General features: G+C 34.4%; 15 protein-coding genes. 4 read left to right on the plus strand and 11 right to left on the minus strand.

Translation table 11 applies throughout. The features are described from left to right. Nucleotides 1-4: 4 nt before the first annotated feature. From M0D21_RS21350 to M0D21_RS21375, 6 genes are all read right to left on the minus strand, one after another. Nucleotides 5-523, minus strand: a complete 519-nt coding sequence (locus M0D21_RS21350; RefSeq protein ID WP_248333300.1) for a DUF7935 family protein — start codon at nt 521-523, stop codon at nt 5-7. Between the two features lie 18 nt (nt 524-541). Beyond that, the gene (locus tag M0D21_RS21355) at nt 542-2104 is read right to left on the minus strand and encodes an FMN-binding glutamate synthase family protein (protein WP_248333302.1); all 1563 of its coding nucleotides are present in this window, start codon (nt 2102-2104) and stop codon (nt 542-544) included. A 19-nt stretch (nt 2105-2123) separates the two neighbouring features. Continuing rightward, the gene (locus M0D21_RS21360; RefSeq protein ID WP_248333304.1) at nt 2124-3413 is read right to left on the minus strand and encodes an amidohydrolase; all 1290 of its coding nucleotides are present in this window, start codon (nt 3411-3413) and stop codon (nt 2124-2126) included. Nucleotides 3414-3418: 5 nt separating this feature from the next. After that, complete coding sequence (locus M0D21_RS21365) at nt 3419-3949, minus strand: DsrE family protein (protein ID WP_248333306.1); 531 nt, start codon at nt 3947-3949, stop codon at nt 3419-3421. 136 nt (nt 3950-4085) lie between these two features. Next, nucleotides 4086-6470, minus strand: coding sequence for an Ig-like domain-containing protein (locus M0D21_RS21370; protein WP_248333308.1), 2385 nt, complete (start codon nt 6468-6470; stop codon nt 4086-4088). 215 nt (nt 6471-6685) lie between these two features. Further along, a complete protein-coding gene (locus M0D21_RS21375; RefSeq protein ID WP_248333310.1) occupies nt 6686-6973 on the minus strand; it encodes a hypothetical protein in 288 nt (95 codons plus the stop codon). A gap of 252 nt (nt 6974-7225) precedes the next feature. On the opposite strand from M0D21_RS21375, the gene M0D21_RS21380 reads away from it, so the two are divergent. Next, a complete protein-coding gene (locus M0D21_RS21380; RefSeq protein ID WP_248333312.1) occupies nt 7226-9553 on the plus strand; it encodes an ATP-dependent helicase in 2328 nt (775 codons plus the stop codon). Nucleotides 9554-9591: 38 nt separating this feature from the next. Beyond that, nucleotides 9592-10212 carry an L-threonylcarbamoyladenylate synthase gene (locus M0D21_RS21385; protein ID WP_248333313.1) on the plus strand — a complete coding sequence of 207 codons (621 nt, stop codon included), beginning with the start codon at nt 9592-9594 and terminating at the stop codon, nt 10210-10212. Here M0D21_RS21385 and M0D21_RS21390 read toward each other — a convergent pair. Beyond that, complete coding sequence (locus M0D21_RS21390) at nt 10209-11081, minus strand: AraC family transcriptional regulator (RefSeq protein WP_248333315.1); 873 nt, start codon at nt 11079-11081, stop codon at nt 10209-10211. The genes M0D21_RS21385 and M0D21_RS21390 overlap by 4 nt on opposite strands. Before the next feature lie 242 nt (nt 11082-11323). Between M0D21_RS21390 and M0D21_RS21395 the strand changes: the two genes are divergently transcribed. Further along, on the plus strand, nt 11324-11911 hold the full coding sequence (locus M0D21_RS21395; RefSeq protein ID WP_248333317.1) for a hypothetical protein: 588 nt from the start codon (nt 11324-11326) through the stop codon (nt 11909-11911). A 347-nt stretch (nt 11912-12258) separates the two neighbouring features. Here the strand turns inward: M0D21_RS21395 and M0D21_RS21400 are convergent, their stop codons facing one another. The 4 genes from M0D21_RS21400 to M0D21_RS21415 form a co-directional block, all read right to left on the minus strand. Further along, nucleotides 12259-13125 carry an OmpA/MotB family protein gene (locus M0D21_RS21400; RefSeq protein WP_248333319.1) on the minus strand — a complete coding sequence of 289 codons (867 nt, stop codon included), beginning with the start codon at nt 13123-13125 and terminating at the stop codon, nt 12259-12261. A 98-nt stretch (nt 13126-13223) separates the two neighbouring features. Continuing rightward, entirely contained in the window at nt 13224-14216 is a 993-nt protein-coding gene (locus tag M0D21_RS21405; RefSeq protein WP_248333321.1) for a glycosyltransferase family 2 protein, read from the minus strand. A 115-nt stretch (nt 14217-14331) separates the two neighbouring features. Further along, nucleotides 14332-15558: a M57 family metalloprotease gene (locus tag M0D21_RS21410; RefSeq protein ID WP_248333323.1), complete on the minus strand. Its 1227-nt coding sequence runs from the start codon at nt 15556-15558 to the stop codon at nt 14332-14334. Between the two features lie 144 nt (nt 15559-15702). Then, a complete protein-coding gene (locus M0D21_RS21415; protein WP_248333325.1) occupies nt 15703-16149 on the minus strand; it encodes a type I restriction enzyme HsdR N-terminal domain-containing protein in 447 nt (148 codons plus the stop codon). Between the two features lie 26 nt (nt 16150-16175). Between M0D21_RS21415 and holA the strand changes: the two genes are divergently transcribed. Beyond that, on the plus strand, nt 16176-17180 hold the full coding sequence (holA, locus tag M0D21_RS21420) for a DNA polymerase III subunit delta (RefSeq protein ID WP_248333326.1): 1005 nt from the start codon (nt 16176-16178) through the stop codon (nt 17178-17180). The last annotated feature ends 79 nt before the right edge of the window (nt 17181-17259 follow it).

A 17259-nucleotide genomic window follows, 5' to 3' on the forward strand; every position in this document is an offset into this window, starting at 1 on the left:
ATATTTAGAATAAGTCTCCTATCTCTTCCTTGATTTTTGATAAGGCAACATCACTGGGAGCTCCTTTTTCAACTAACTCGGTAAGGATGACTTCTCTCATTTTATCTGAAGAATCTACTTCTTTGTTTAATGTCGTTTTCCTAATCATCGCTATAGTAGCGTTTTTTGCGGCTTTAATCGTATTCCAGCATTCGTCAGATACATAAATTTGCTGACTCAGATTATGTTCAAACTCTTGATCTATAGTGTGTATCAATAGAGACTCATAACTTTCTTTATCTTCTCCCACAGGAGCCATTCTTGTTAACAGTTTTCCTGGAGATATTCTTTCTAAGAATAAAGCCATTCGCTCATAAGCCTGTAAACGCAACGGGAATGCTTGTTTTTGATTCTCTCTATGTAACAAAAATCTACGTCGTCTTTCTTCGTTTTGAGTATGAACTTTAAAAAAGAATATAGCCAATATTGTTATTAGAGTAGCGGGAATTAAAGATATAACTAAGGGGATAATTTCAAGATCCATGGTAATTGGTAATTATAATTATGATGTATATGAACCGCCAATATACGTACATTGTTTCAAATCTTCAGCACAAGTATATTCAACGGGAGTCTTACTATATTTAAAGGATTCTTCAAGAGTTTTGGTTAATTCTCCATCATCTACATTAAGGTCAACATCTTGCATTGTAAATTGACAAGGATGCTCGTACCCAGCAGCATGTGTAATTTCTATAAATTCTTTTCTAAATGTTTTAAAATATTGAGCAAGGCGTTCAGATTTTAAAGGAATATCAATTCCTTTTTGCAACCATTTACTTTGTGTAGCTATACCGGTAGGGCATTTGTTGGTATGACATATTTGAGCCTGTATACATCCTATGCTCATCATAGCTTCACGGGCTACATTAATACAATCAACACCCATTGCAAAGGCCATAGCAGCTTTTGCTGGGAAACCTAATTTTCCGCTACCTATAAAAACGATACGATCGGTAAGATTATGTTTTTGAAAGATTTTGTAAATAGCAGTAAACCCATATACCCATGGTAGGGACACATGATCAGCAAAACTCGGAGGTGCAGCTCCGGTTCCACCTTCTCCACCATCTATAGCTATAAAATCGGGACCTCTATTACTCTTTGCCATAAGTTCAGCTAAAAGCTCCCATTGTTCTGTTTTACCAATGGCTGCTTTAATTCCAACAGGAAGCCCTGTTTCGTTTGCTATGTCTTCAATAAATTGTAATAATCCAGGAACATCAGAAAAAGCCGTATGTGAGGAAGGCGATAATACATCTTTTCCTACTTCTACACCTCTTATCTTTGCAATTTCTGGGGTGATCTTAGCACCAGGTAATACACCTCCCTTTCCAGGCTTAGCACCTTGAGAAAGTTTAATTTCTATAGCTCGAATAAAAGGGTTTTTATCGACGAGTTCTTTTATTTTTTCCATAGAAAAATTACCATCTTTATCACGAACTCCAAAGTAACCCGTTCCGAAGTGAAAAATAACATCACCGCCATTACTATGATATGGAGAAAGTCCTCCTTCACCCGTATTATGATAAGCGTTTGCCTTTTGTACACCTAAGTTTAATGATTCTACTGCTCTTGCAGATAAAGAACCAAAGCTCATGGCCGATACGTTTATAATAGAGCCAGGTCTAAAAGGTTTTTTTCTCTGGTTATGAAGTCCCATTACTTTGGCGCAAGGCAAAAAACTCTTATCCTTAACATTTGGATGCTCCTTATCCAATTTAAAAGGAATCAGGCAGTTTTTTACAAAAATATGTTGGTGTTGATATATATCACGGTCTGTACCAAAACCTTCATAATTATTTTCATTTTTAGAAGAGGCATATACCCATCCTCTTTCAATTCTATTAAACGGAAGTTCTTCTCGGTTATTTGCTACAAAATATTGTCTTATTTCTGGACCAATACTCTCCAGCATATATCGCAAATGACCAACAATAGGGAAGTTATGACTTATGGTATGTCGTTTATTAAAAAAGACATCACGTATCGCGATTAAAGCTAAAACAATAATAATCCACATCCACCAGGATATGGCACCTAAAAAGCTTACTATATTTTCCATTTAAAAAGTACTACTAATTTTATTGGGCATTTAAATAATCTATTGTGAGTTGTGACATTACTTTAACTCCTAGTACCAAACCACTTTCATCTATATAAAAATCAGGAGTATGGTGAGCAGGAGCATTTGTTGTACCAGGAGTTTTTCCTCCTAAAAAGAAATAAAAGCCGGGTACTTTCTCTTGAAAATATGAAAAATCTTCTCCTCCTGTTGTTGCTTTTGATAGTAAAACATTTTCCTTACCTGCCACACCTTGAATGGTGGGTAGCATTTGCTTAACCAAATTAGGGTCATTATAGGTAATCGAAGTATTATTTTGAAACTCAATAGTAGCATCACCTCCATAAGCTTTGGCTATCGATGGTACCATTTCGGTCATACGTCTTATAATTAGTTCTCTCATAGAAGGATCTAAGGTGCGTACCGTACCGATCATTTCTGCGTTTTCGGGAATAATATTAAAACGAACACCACTGGTAATTTTACCAACGGTAATTACCGCCGCCTCATTTACCAAAGGCGATTCTCTACTAATAATGGTTTGCAGACCATCAATAATTTTTGCTGAGATGAGAACAGGATCTACACCGCTCCATGGAGCCGAACCATGTGTTTGTTTTCCTTTTACATTGATAACAAAACGTTCTACTGCTGCCATTGTTCCTCCCGGTTTATATCTTATTTTTCCTACTGGAGTACCTGAGTTAATATGTAATCCAAAAATAGCGTCTACATCAGGATTTTTCAGAACACCTTCTTTGATCATTAGTTTTGCGCCTCCTTCTTCTCCAGGTGGGGGACCTTCTTCTGCCGGTTGAAAAATAAACTTAACTGTTCCCGAAACCTTGTTTTTGTTTTTGGCAAGAATTTCTGCAACACCCATTAAAATAGCAGTATGCGTATCATGCCCGCAAGCATGACTAACACCCACTTCGGTATCTAAAAATGTAGTTTTTACTATCGATTTAAATGGTACATCAGCTCTTTCTGTAACGGGTAATGCGTCAATATCGGCTCTCAAAGCAACTGTTTTTCCGGCTTTTTTGCCTTTAAGAATAGCGACCACGCCAGTTTTTGCTACTTTTTCAGTAACTTCTAGCCCTAGATTATTTAAATGTTTTGCGATCTTTTCTGCAGTCTTAAACTCTCGGTTCGAGAGTTCAGGGTTTTGGTGAAAATCTCTCCTCCATTCAATGACCTTAGATTCAATTTCTTCGGCCATTGTGTTGATATCTGGATCAATTTGTTGTGCCTGTATAGAACAAATTGCCAATAAGAGTAATAAGAGCGTTTGTGTTTTTGAGTTCATCAGTTTTAGAAATTAATAAGTCTGTAGTTATTATTTTGTAGTTGTACCAATGCTGTCATTGCCGATAAAGCAAATTGTATCTCTGGTAGTACATCATTTTTTGTAATACCTCTGTGTGCTGCTGTTTGTCCGCATAAAACAACTTGCACCCCGTTTTGAGAAAGTTTCGAAATTAATTTAGCATTGGGGTTATCTATTCCGTAGATGGATTTGTAGTTGGCATTGGTTAAAACATCATTTGCGGCATTGCCATGAATTACTAAAGCAACTTTCAGTTTTTCACGTGCTACACCTGCATCAACGTGCATGTTAAGGTATCTAGCAGCTGTGTTGATAAGTGGGTTTACTTTGGTAGAGTCCTTAAATGTTCTTCCTACATCAAAAACTACCTTTAATTCTTTGTTGAGATCGGTTTTAAAATCCGGATTGTTTACCTCATAGGTATTCCCATATTCTGTGATGATTTTCCCTTTTTTTTGAGAAAAAATAAACAAAGGGAATAACACAATTGTAAAGATCAGTATATTGTTTTTCAAACTTGAAGTTTTGGTTTTTAAAGATATTCAAAAATCTATTAAAGGAAAGTTAAAAAAATACTTACATTTTTTTACCAAAACTAAAGCTCACCTACAATGTTGTAAATGAGCTTTTTTATACGGCTTTAGTGTAGTTTTATTGTTTTACAAACTTACCTATTGATTTATTGTTAATCAAAATGATATATAAACCTTGAGATAGTTCAGAAACGTTTAATTCTGAAGTTGGATTAGACTGAAATACGGTTTGCCCAAGGATATCAACAATTTTTAGATCATAGTCATTTATAGTAATTCCATCTATATTAAGTAGTTGTTCTCCTTTTACAGGGTTAGGGTAGTAGGTAAAAGATCTACTCTCTAAACTTAAATTAAGTTGAGATCTATCTACGGTAAAGATCTCAGAAATTGAGCTACAACCAGCTTCATTAAAGACTTCTACAGTATATTCTCCAATAGCTTGAGGTAAGTACTCAGCTTGTACACCATCTTCTAGAGTTTCACCGTCGAGATACCATTGGTATTCGGCAAATTCTGAAGAAACCGAAAGTCGTTGAGCAGTGTTCACAATGATATCCTGTTGTTCTGGGATTGGAACAACGACTATCTTTACTTCGGTTCTTGTACTTGTGATACAGTCTTCTATAAAACCAGATATAAAATAAGATTTCGAAGCGTCGAGTTCGGGTGTTTCAAAAGTAGTTCCGGTTGCAATTGCTTGACCGCCTTCAGCTTGTTCGTACCATCTAAACTCACTATTACCAGATATTGTTAAAGTAGCAATATTACCAGGACAAATATTTTGATCGTTTCCTGTAGGTTGATCAGGTATATTGATCGTTATAAAGTCGGTTTTTATATTGGTGTTTTCACCAGTATTATTTACTGCTGTAAGTGACACTGTAAAAGTTCCTCCAGATTCATAATTATGTGTTGGGTTTTGCTCTGTAGAAGTAGTTCCATCACCAAAATCCCAGGCATACGAATTTACTCTATTAATCGAAGTACTCGTAAAGTCTACCTGAGAGCAACCATTTTTTATAGCTTCAAAATTTGCAACGGGTGGTTGGTTGTTATCCCCTGGTTTATAGTTTCCTGCAATAAAATAGTTTCCTAATGAAGCATAATCTGAATACCCCGTGATAGGATTTCCTTCACCAACTCCATCGATTTCAATAAAATAGGTCCCATCGGGAAGATTTACGTTAATAGATGCGCTGAGTCCAGAAGGATCCGAAATAGCAACTTCTTCTCCCAAAGGGTCAAGAATTCTAGCTTGTATATTAAGGTTGGGATAATCTGGATCGGGAGAAAAATCAAAAGAGACATCTCCAGCTTCAATAACAAAGGAAAACACATCTTTGTCATCTCTAGTACCAATGAATCCAAAGTTTTCATCTGAGCTTACTTCTCCATCATCACTTACTCTTATTTCGGTAGCATTATTGATGATATCACCATGATCATCATTTCTAAAACCAACACCGTTTCTGCTATCTGCCATAATAGCAATATCATCTTGGGTTTGATTAGCATTTTCAAACTCTCCCTGACTCCATTGACCAATAGCCCTATTTACACTCCATCCCATTATGGGGCTCCATGTACCATGACCAGCATAGTACTCTGTACTTCCTTGACTATCGTGAGATAAACCTAAGGTATGTCCAACTTCATGAGAACCTGTTTCTCCCGCTGCTCTTACAGACCTAATATTATAAACCCAGCAAGGGTCATCAAAAGAATTTGAAGCAAATGATCTTAAATATGCTACTCCTCCAGATCCAGGTTGGGCATCAGTAGTAGGAGTGAAGATACACATCATTCTTCGATTTCTTGGAGTAGCATCAAAAAGATCACGACGGGTTGTAACATTTAGGTTAAACGGTCGAAAATCTTCTGCCATAAGTTTCCATATTCTAGTAATATCTTGATCAGAAAAATTAACTGGTTGAGCATCAATAGTGGCTCCACCTGCCCATCGTGTTCCGGTTACTACTTCTCCATCAAAATCAAGGTAAATTACACCAGCTGCACCAGGCAAACTTTCTAATTGTAAATTCATTTTATTTTGAATTTTACTGGTATTGTTTTTGCTGGAAGGTAATTGCTCATAGTCTACACATAATACATCATTAATAGATACCTCCTCAATATATACTTTGCCTGTGGTCTCTGTAAAAATTTTATAAGCAGTCTTGGTGTTTTGTAACCAAATATCTCCAGAGACTTTTCCTTGTTCTGAAACTAAAGAAAAGGTAGATGCTTTTTCATCATTAACATTACCTACCAGTACCAATGAGGATTCCTGTTCTTCCTTTATATTGAGTTGTAGGTGTAAAAAGCTGTTTTTTGATAACTCGATAGTGGTGGGCTGACCACTTTTTTGAACTAACAAGTTATTAATTAAGTCTTGCTGATTTTCTGATATGAGTATTTTTGTATCAGACTGTCCATAAGAAATAGCTCCGTTAATTAGTATGGATGCAAATAGAATATACTTCAGAAATTTCTGAATCATAGCAGGTAGATTAGTAGTGAAATGTTAGGGTTTAGTTAGAAACAAAACTAAATAATAAAGAATTTAGTATGTGAATAATTCAATATATTCTAGAATCTGTCGTGATTTAACAAGTAAAGACGTATTCTGGTTGAGAATACGTCTTTGTTACTCATAGAACGAGTTAAGATTAAATAATAATATCTTCTGCCATAGAAAATAATCTTTTATTTATACTATGATATACTTATAATTCTTTCTAAAGGTATTATAGTAGCTTGTTTTAAAATCACTTCTTTATCGGTGATTCCCCAAATAGTGGTCTCTACTCTTTTGAATCCAGCATCGTCGACAAAAACAATTTTTACTTTTTGATGTTCCAAATTACCTAAGGAGAGTGCTCTTTGTAGTTCTAAAAACCGATCTATTTGATCTTTTCTTTTGTCTAGAACGTCTTTTTTAGGAAACTTTAAAAATTTGATTTGCTCTTTTTCGATAAACTGTACATTCATGTTTGGGGCCATAAGGGGTAATTTTTAGGTTATTTCGTATTTAGGTTTGTGGCAATTGCTTTCAATATAATACTTTTTAACTTAAAAATATGCTTTTTATCTATGTTTTTTATTAAATAATTATCAACATGTAGGAAAAATACTTGTTGATATTCTGTGTTTTTATGTAAAAGTTATTTACTATAGGTTGTTTACAAAAAACTGCAATAGCACTTCCATTTACGTTTAGGTTTGCTTAAATTTCGCATTTAAAAAATTGTTACGTTGGAAGAATATTTAGCAGAATTGAATGATGCCCAACGGGCTCCGGTACTACAAGTAGATGGACCAATGATCGTAATAGCCGGTGCAGGTTCTGGAAAAACAAGAGTACTTACTTATCGTATAGCATATTTAATGCATAAAGGGGTAGACCCTTTTAATATTTTGTCATTGACATTTACCAATAAAGCTGCACGTGAAATGAAAAAGCGTATCGCAGATATTGTTGGAGCAAGTGAGGCGAAAAACCTTTGGATGGGAACTTTTCACTCTATTTTTGCTAAGATTTTAAGATTTGAGGCAGATAAATTAGGGTACCCTTCAAATTTTACTATTTACGATACTCAGGATTGCCAGCGTTTAATAGCTTCTATTATTAAAGAAATGGGGCTAGATAAAGATATTTATAAGTATAAGCAGGTATATTCACGAATATCATCCTACAAGAATAGTTTAATTACGGTTAAAGCCTATTTTCAAAATCCAGAGTTGGTTGAAGCAGACGCAATGGCAAAAAGACCGAGAATGGGTGAGATTTATCAAGAATATGTAGAGCGATGTTTTAAGGCTGGAGCCATGGATTTTGATGATCTTTTATTAAAAACCAACGAGCTGCTAAACCGTTACCCCGATGTTCTTGCAAAATATCAAAATAGGTTTAGATATATATTGGTAGATGAGTACCAGGATACCAATCACTCTCAATATCTTATCGTACGAGCGCTATCAGATAAATTTCAAAATATTTGTGTGGTGGGAGACGATGCACAAAGTATCTATGCATTTCGAGGAGCAAATATTAACAATATTCTTAACTTCCAGAGAGATTATGATAATGTGCAACAGTATAGATTGGAGCAAAATTATAGGTCGACCAGAAATATTGTTGAGGCCGCGAATTCGGTAATCGATAAGAACAAAACCAAGCTTGATAAAGTGGTTTGGACCGCCAATGATTTTGGTCCGAAGATAAAAGTAAATCGATTGTTGACAGATGGAGATGAAGGAAGGTATGTAGCCAGTTCGATATTTGAAAACCAAATGCAACATCAATTGCCAAATGGAGATTTTGCCGTTCTATATAGAACCAATGCACAATCTAGAGCAATTGAAGATGCACTACGTAAACGAGATATAAAATATCGAATTTACGGGGGGCTTTCTTTTTATCAAAGAAAAGAAATAAAAGACGTCTTAGCATATTTAAGATTGGTAATCAACCCCAAAGATGAAGAGGCTTTAAAAAGAGTGATTAACTATCCAACTAGAGGAATTGGTGGAACTACAGTAGATAAACTAGTGGTAGCTGCAAATCATTATGATCGTTCTATTTTTGAGGTCATTGAAAATCTGGATAGGATTAATCTGAAAATTAATAGCGGAACCAAGACTAGGTTAGAAAACTTTATGAATATGATCAAAAGTTTTCAAATTACCAATGAGACCTCTGATGCTTTTGTTTTGGCTGAGATGGTAGCAAAGAAAACTGGTTTATTACAAGAATTGAAAAAAGACGGTACACCAGAAGGAATTGCCAGAATAGAGAATATTGAAGAATTGTTAAATGGTATTCGTGATTTTGTAGAAGGACAAAAAGAATTAGCAGATGCTACCGGATCCCTAGCTGAATTTCTGGAAGATGTTGCTCTAGCTACCGATCTCGATCAGGATAAGGGAGATGATGATAGAGTAGCTCTTATGACAATCCACCTCGCTAAAGGACTTGAGTTTCCGCATGTATATATAGTAGGAATGGAGGAGGATCTTTTCCCTTCTGGAATGAGTATGAATACCCGAAGCGAACTGGAGGAGGAGCGAAGATTATTTTATGTTGCTTTAACCAGAGCCGAAAAACAAGCATATCTTACGTATACCCAATCACGTTATCGTTGGGGTAAATTGGTCGATGCAGAGCCAAGCCGATTTATCGAAGAAATAGACGATAAGTATCTTGATTATCTTGCTCCCGTAGAAAACTACAGATATAAACCTCTTATCGATTCTGATATTTTTGGAGAAGTTGACAAGAGTAAACTAAGACTTAAAAAGCCGGTTTCAGGAACACCACCTCTTGCTCATAAACCTAGTGAAGAACAGTTAAGAAAATTAAGAAAGCTTAGACCGGTTTCTAATACTACTTCAGATACACCAAAGACAAACCTTTTTGATGGAGAGCTGGTTGCAGGAACAGCAGTAGAACACATGCGTTTTGGAAAAGGTAAAATTCTGAAGATAGAAGGCATAGGACAAGATAAAAAAGCTGAAATTCATTTTGAAAAAGGAGGGATCAAAAAACTATTACTGCGTTTTGCAAAGCTTAAAGTTTTATAATGCGTAAATTGTAATGCTTTTTCACATAAATCCCCTGTATGGCCGAGTATATCAAGTTATATAATGAAAATCCAAATCCCAGAGAGGTAAAAAGAGTGGTAGACTGTTTACGAGATGGGGGTATAATTATTTACCCTACAGATACAGTTTATGGGTTGGGTTGTGATATTACCAATAACCGAGCACTAGAAAAAATCGCTAAGATAAGAGGAGTTAAACTAGCGAAAGCTAATTTCTCTTTTATATGTAAAGATCTAAGTAATCTTTCTGATTATGTAAGACAAATCGATAATCGTACGTTTAAATTACTTAAAAGAACACTACCAGGACCTTATACGTTTGTTTTGCCTGGGAGTAATAATTTACCTACCGTATTTAAAAAGAAAAAAACCGTTGGAATTCGGGTTCCAAATAATAACATTTGTATCGCAATTGTAGAGGAGCTAGGAAACCCCATTGTATCAACATCTATTCATGATGAAGATGAAGTAATCGAGTATACTACAGATCCAGAACTTATTCTTGAGAAATGGGATAATTTGGTTGATATGGTAGTCGATGGGGGGTATGGTGATAACATACCTTCAACAGTTATCGATCTCACTGGTGATGAACCCGAATTAATTAGAGAAGGTAAGGGGGCAGTTGATATTATTTAAGATACTATAAAATTGAGCTCGTTCCTATAAACACTAGGAGTTTTTCCGGTAAATTGTTTAAAAAGTTTACTAAAGTGTGAGAAATTACTAAATCCGCTCTCGTAACAAACATCTGCAATACTCATTTGTTGTTCGTGCAATAGCTTAGCAGCATGTACTAGTCTGTATTCATTTACAAATTGTATAAAGGTTTTACTGGTTACTTTTTTGAAATATCTACAAAATCCGGGAACACTCATACTCACAATATCAGCAATTTCCTCTAAAGGGATAGGTCTTTTAAACTCTTTTTGCACAAAATTGAAAATAAGATTTATTCTGTTGTTATCCTGTAATTCGGTTTCTATCATAAAACCTTCAGCATTTAGAATAGTATAATCATCGGTTTTTTCCATTTCTTTCAGTATTTGTAAAATACCAAGCAGTTTTTCAAAAGGCTCTAGTTGTTTTAGGGATTCTATTTGTGCACCAATACTACGTTTGGTATCACCATGAAACGTTATACCTTTCTGAGCCTGATGTAACAATTTACCAATAGAAATCATTTCAGGAATTTGAAAAAAGGAATCTCCTAAGAAATTTGGTAACATTTGTATGATAGTTTCACTACTGTTTCCTGTCATACCATCGGTGAAACCACAATGTGGTAAATTGGACCCTATAAGCATTAGGGCACCATTTCTATAGTAAGACATATGACTGCCAATTTGCATTTTTCCTGTTCCTCCATTTACGTAGACGATCTCTATTTCAGGATGATAGTGCCAAATAGGAGCCTTGTTTTTATTCTCTTCTGAAAATGTTTCATAATATAATGAGCTACCAAATTCTGGAACTATCTTTTCTAGTGATGGTTTATTTACTTTCATAGAGTTTTTCTTTTCTATTAGTAATGCTTACGTCGCAACTGTTTTTCTTTACGAATATGATATGTTTCCTGTTAAGTAATTGTAAATTTAACACAAATAATATGTTAAATTAGCTTACGTATGGTTTTTCAGTACTTTGCAGGGTTAATATAGCACATATATATGCAAATATTGTTGTGTTTTGATGAAAGATGGTGCTATACATTTGTACCGAGAAATATTAACAACAAAAACAGAAAGTTATGAAAAGAGTAATTAACGTTAGCTTAGCTTTATTCGCAATCTTGTTAAGTACTGCAGTAAAAGCTTCAGATGTTTTATCAGTAAAAATCGAGAACTCTTCTACGATCAACGTATCGTTAGCAAATATTAGTAAAGGACAGAAACTTTATCTAAAAGATTATTCAGGAACTGTATTATTTAATGTAACCTTAGAAGCGATGCCATCGTATAGAAAGTATTTTAACCTAAGTACGGTAGAGCATGGTGTATATTTTGTAGAAACGGAAACAGAATTTGATGTAAAAGTAACTCCAGTAATTAAAAATGATAAAGGAGTTGCATTAATAGATAATTCTTCGGTAACTATTTTTAAACCAAAAGTTCTTGTGGAGAATTTAATCGCAAGAACCATGGTTACAAAAACTGAAAACTCTCCGGTAAAAATATCAATTTATGATAAAGACGGTAATATGTTAAATGAAGAAGTGTTAGAAAGCGAAGACCAAGTAGTACAAAGAGCCTATAACTTTACGGGAGTACCAGCGGGAGATTATTATATTTACTTTAATGTAAATGACAGAACTTTCATGAAACAAATTAGTATTTAATTGTTTTTAATTAGTTTTATAACCACAATAAAGGCGATACGTAAGTGTCGCTTTTTTAGTTGTATATAATAGTGCACTCTTTTTTGAACGTGAAACCACTATTAATAAGGTTTTACAGAAAGTTCTTATTTAATTGTAACAAGTTGTAGTTGAACTTTATTTGCTGAATATTGTATTAAAAGAAAGGACGGTTAGATCGCTTTAATTGGAAAGAATGGGATTATAAAGAAGAAATATTTACAGTAATAAGAAGAAAGAATATGAGGTTAGACTTAGTCCAAATCAAGCTATAAAAAAGGCTATCCATTTGGATAGCCTTTTCTTATTGTTTTAAGGAACGTAAGTTCTTAGTTTCCTCCTTGAGTAGCTTTTTTCATTCCGTCCTCGATCATATTATAGAATTGATCAAGTTTTGGAAGTACTACGATTCTTGTTCGTCTGTTTTTAGCTTTATTTGCTGCTGTATCATTACCAGCAACAGGAACATAATAACTTCTTCCTGCAGCAGTCATACGCTTAGGATCTACTTTAAAGTCATTTTGTAATACTCTAACAACAGATGTTGCTCTTTTTACACTTAAGTCCCAGTTATCTAATAAAACTTTGTTTTTAATAGGCACATTATCAGTGTGACCTTCAACTAAGAATTCAATATCTGGTTTGTCATTAACTACTTTGGCAACTTTACCAAGTACCTCTCGAGCACGACTAGAAACATTGTAGCTACCGCTCTTGAATAATAATTTATCAGAAATCGAAACATAAACCACTCCTTTTTCAACATTTACTTCAATGTCTTCATCAGCAAGGTTACCAAGAGCTCCTTTAAGACTTGTTACGAGGGCAAGAGTAACAGAATCCTTTTTGGTAAGGGCATCTCTCATGGTTTTGATTTGTAAATCTTTTTCTTTGATGCTTTCTAAAGATTTTTCAAGATTCTCAGCTTCTTTAGTAGAAAGCGTAGCAAGGTTACCTACATTGTTTAATAATGCAGAATTCTGGTTCTTAAGGTTAGACACCTGATCTTGTAATACTTTTAATTGAGATGAAGAACTTGCTTTTTCTTCTAAACAACTATTTAATTTAACGGTTGCAGTATTTAATAAATCTTCGGTTTCTTTTTGTTTTGATTCAAGTTCTGCGTATTTCTTTTGAGAAACACAAGAAGAGAATAGTATGGCCATAGAAGCGCCAATAATCATTACTTTTTTCATTAGAAAATCTGTTTTTAGTCTTGTTCTGGTTATATAACTCAAAATTATTAAAATTGTGACGTAATGCTAAGTTGTTAACAATAATTTATTATATGACCTTATAATTGATTAAAATGTTTACGTTTTAAAATAAAATACTGCCATACAACGGAAAAAATTGAATAATATTTCCCCGTTTTAGAAAGTTTTTTGCGTTTTTTAATAAAAGTGTTAAAATTTCGGTAGAAGCTGAAATGCGCCTTGATGACAGCAATAAAGTGCGGAAATTTCCCTTCAAACAGGTATTTGGCTCCAGCTAACCCATCTAAAATCAACCTGATAAGTATAACAAACCACAGGTGCGATTTTCTTACATTTTTGATCAAAAGATACAAGTTGTTCCTAAAATTGAGATATGTTTTTTTAGGGTTCATGGTGTCCAAAGTAGCACCACCTAAATGATATACAGTAGAATCGCTTAGGTACATAATGGTATACCCATGATTTTGTATTCTCCAGCACAAATCAATCTCCTCTTGGTGAGCAAAAAAATCTTCATCTAGTTTACCCACTTTTTCAAATACGTCTTTGCGAATAAACAAACAAGCACCGGTAGCCCAAAAAATAGGAGTACTATAATTGTATTGTCCTTTATCCTCTTCTATAGTATCAAATATTCTCCCTCGACAATAAGGATATCCTAATTTATCTATAAATCCGCCAGCAGCTCCAGCATATTCAAAATGAGTTTTCTTTTTGTAATCCAGTATTTTTGGTTGGGCAGCAGCAGTTTTTTCAGAGTCACTAAATTCTTTAATAATGGGCGAAAGCCAATTCGGGGTTACTTCGACATCGCTATTGAGTAAACAATAAATATCGGCATCAATTTGAGAAAGAGCATCATTGTATCCTTTGGCATATCCACCATTTTCATTGTTTTGAACAATTTTTATGTTAGGGAATTCTTTTTCTACATATGCTATTGAATCATCGGTAGAAGCATTATCTGCCACATATACAGTAGCTTCTTTCGAGTTCTGAACTACAGAAGGTAAAAACTCTTCTAATAGAGCTCTTCCGTTCCAATTTAATATGACTACAGCTATTTTCACAACTGCAAATTAATGAGTTTATTCTGAAAATAGCTGCAATCAAATTAAAATAATTCTTTAACCTAAAAACTGGCAAAACTAATAGATTTTTAGATTTATATTTTAAGAGTATTAGTTATCGGAGAACATAACCCGCTACACCTTCATAGGTGTATCCAGCAGCATTGTTTCCTTCGTTTCGATTGGTAGTATAAAAGTGATTTACAGCACTACTATTGTAATAACGATATAAAGGGATTCGCCCACTTCCTCCAGAACGGAAAACATATCCAGCCACACCTTCATATCTATATCCGGCGGGTGTGCTTCGGCTTTGTTGATAAAAATGATTTACCCTGCTGCTGTTATAAAACCTGTACAGGGGTACAGTTCCAGGAACTTGTTGACTATAAATTTTACACTGTACACCTTCGTATCTATATCCTGATGGAGTACTTCTGCTAGTACTGTAATAGTGATTTACCGCACTGCTATTGTAATATCTATAAAAAGAAACAGGGCTTGTTGGAGGAGGAGTTTTTGCATATAACCTTTGCAAAGCAGTTCTGTCACTCGCTATAAACGGTCTATTAACTTCTCTTCCTATACAAGCAAGCATCCAAGAGTTCGCTACTGCATGTGTGGTAGGAGTACCAGGGATATGAATTGCACCTACACCTGCAGGACCTTCATTACCACCACTACCACAACTAAAGGCTCTGTTGGCATAATCTGTATGTCTGAACCCGATACAATGACCAATTTCATGAGCAATAACCGATACGGTGTTTCCCAACCTGTTAGTTCCTCCATAAAAAGAAGTACTCATTTGAATTGTATTGTGAGGTCTTCCGCTTCTTGGAAATCCCGCCCGAGCATATGTTCCTGCTCCAAGGTTTGCCGCTATTATACGAATATCGTTACTTGTCGCATTGGTTGTTCTTTGAAAAGTCAAACGAAGATTAAGAGCATTATATCTTCGTAAGGCTTCATCTGTAGAATTTCTTACAAAAGTTCCTAATGCAGGATCTACATACACCCTTATGGTTCTTGTGCCCGAAACCAGATTATTTGTTCGATAATGCTTTTCATTTTCGGCAAATACATCATTTGAGTTGGCTAATTCTTCTATTTCTTCTACTGTTAGAAAAATATCATATTCTACCACATATCCATTTTCTACTTTTGTTAAGCCTTCTTGAGTATAGAAGCCTGCTTGTTTTAGCTTTTGAATGATGTCTTTGGGAATACTTTCTTGACTATTATTGATTTCTGTGATGGGTTCTTCATCTTTTTCGCAAGAAGTAAACATCAAGAAAACAATAGATATAATCACTAAAGTGAATGTTTTGAATGAATTCATAATTTTAGGTTTTAAGATTAGTTTCGCCAGTTAATAAACGTTGAATACGCAATCCAAAAGTAAAGTTGAATTCATTAAAATAACCGAAGTATTTCCCTAAATTGAATAATTTGGTGTACTGATTTTTGCGATTTCTACCTTTGTTTATTTCTGGTATCGTGGTATATCTCTGAGAAAAGTATATTGCTGAAGAGTATAACTCATTTGACAATAATAATGTTGCATGCCATTGGTGATCATTAAATATTCTGCATCCAAAGACAAATTATACCTCGCAATCTGATCAAAAGTATCTTGAGTGATTTTTACATCAGCAGATTTACATTCAACAATAAGTTTAATACTACCATCTGGGTTAAAAATGATGATGTCATATCTTTTGTTTAGATCATTAACCTTAATTAATTTTTCAACATTTATTAAGCTCTCAGGATATTTTTTGGTTTCAATAAGGTAGTGTATAGTATGTTGCCTTACCCATTCTTCGGGAGTAAGAATGAAAAACTTTTTACGAATTCGACCAAAAATAGAAACTTTATTTTCGCTACTTTTGAGTCGAAACTTATATGCAGGGAAATTTAGTTTTTGCATATGACAAATTTGATGATTTTTTCTGAATGGATGAAGTAAAACAGATTGTTACTGATATTAAAAACGGTAATATTAAACCAATTTATTTTTTGATGGGGGAAGAACCCTATTATATAGATCGCATTTCAGAGTATATCGACAAAAATGTCCTGGCTGAAGAAGAAAAAGGCTTTAACCAAATGGTTTTATATGGTCGTGATGTTACTATAGAAGATATAGTTGCTAACGCAAAGCGATTTCCAATGATGGCAGAACGCCAAGTTGTAATTGTAAAAGAAGCGCAAGATCTTTCAAGAACCATAGAGAAACTAACCGATTATGTAGAAAATCCACAACCTTCTACAGTATTGGTAATTTGCTACAAATACAAAAAAATAGATAAACGTAAAAAACTGTATAAGGCTGTTCAAAAAAGCGGGATTATCTATGAGAGCAAAAAGCTCTATGAAAATCAGGTAGCCGATTGGATAAGAAGAGTGTTATCGGGATCAAAATACGGAATCGAACCCAAAGCAGCACAAATGTTAGTAGAGTTTTTGGGCACCGATCTTAACAAGATTAATAATGAACTTGAAAAGCTAAAGCTCATTATTCCGCGAGGTCAACAAATTTCAGCAGATCAAATAGAAGAGAATATTGGTATAAGTAAAGAGTTTAACAACTTTGAACTACGCAAAGCTATAGGTTCACGAAATGAAGTAAAAGCTTATCGTATCATCAATTACTTTGCTCAAAACCCAAAAGATAATCCTTTGGTGGTTACAATATCTTTACTATACAGCTTTTTCTCTCAGGTTTTACAGTATCATGGGCTGTCAGATAAATCGCAACGAAACGTTGCAGGTGCTTTAAAAATTAATCCTTACTTCGTAAAAGACTACACAGAAGCTGCTCGTAATTACCCTATGAAAAAAGTAAGTCAGATTATTGCTTTGCTTAGAGAAGCCGATATAAAAGGAAAAGGAGTAGGAGCTGCGAATTTGCCTCAGGGAGATATCTTAAAGGAACTTCTGGTAAAAATTATGAGCTAAATATTCATCTTATATTGGCAATTGTTTAACATGTATTTGAAAGAAACGGTCTTATTTTTAAGGTATGCGTTTTTTCGGT

Source organism: Aquimarina acroporae (assembly GCF_023195925.1).
Taxonomy (GTDB): domain Bacteria; phylum Bacteroidota; class Bacteroidia; order Flavobacteriales; family Flavobacteriaceae; genus Aquimarina; species Aquimarina acroporae.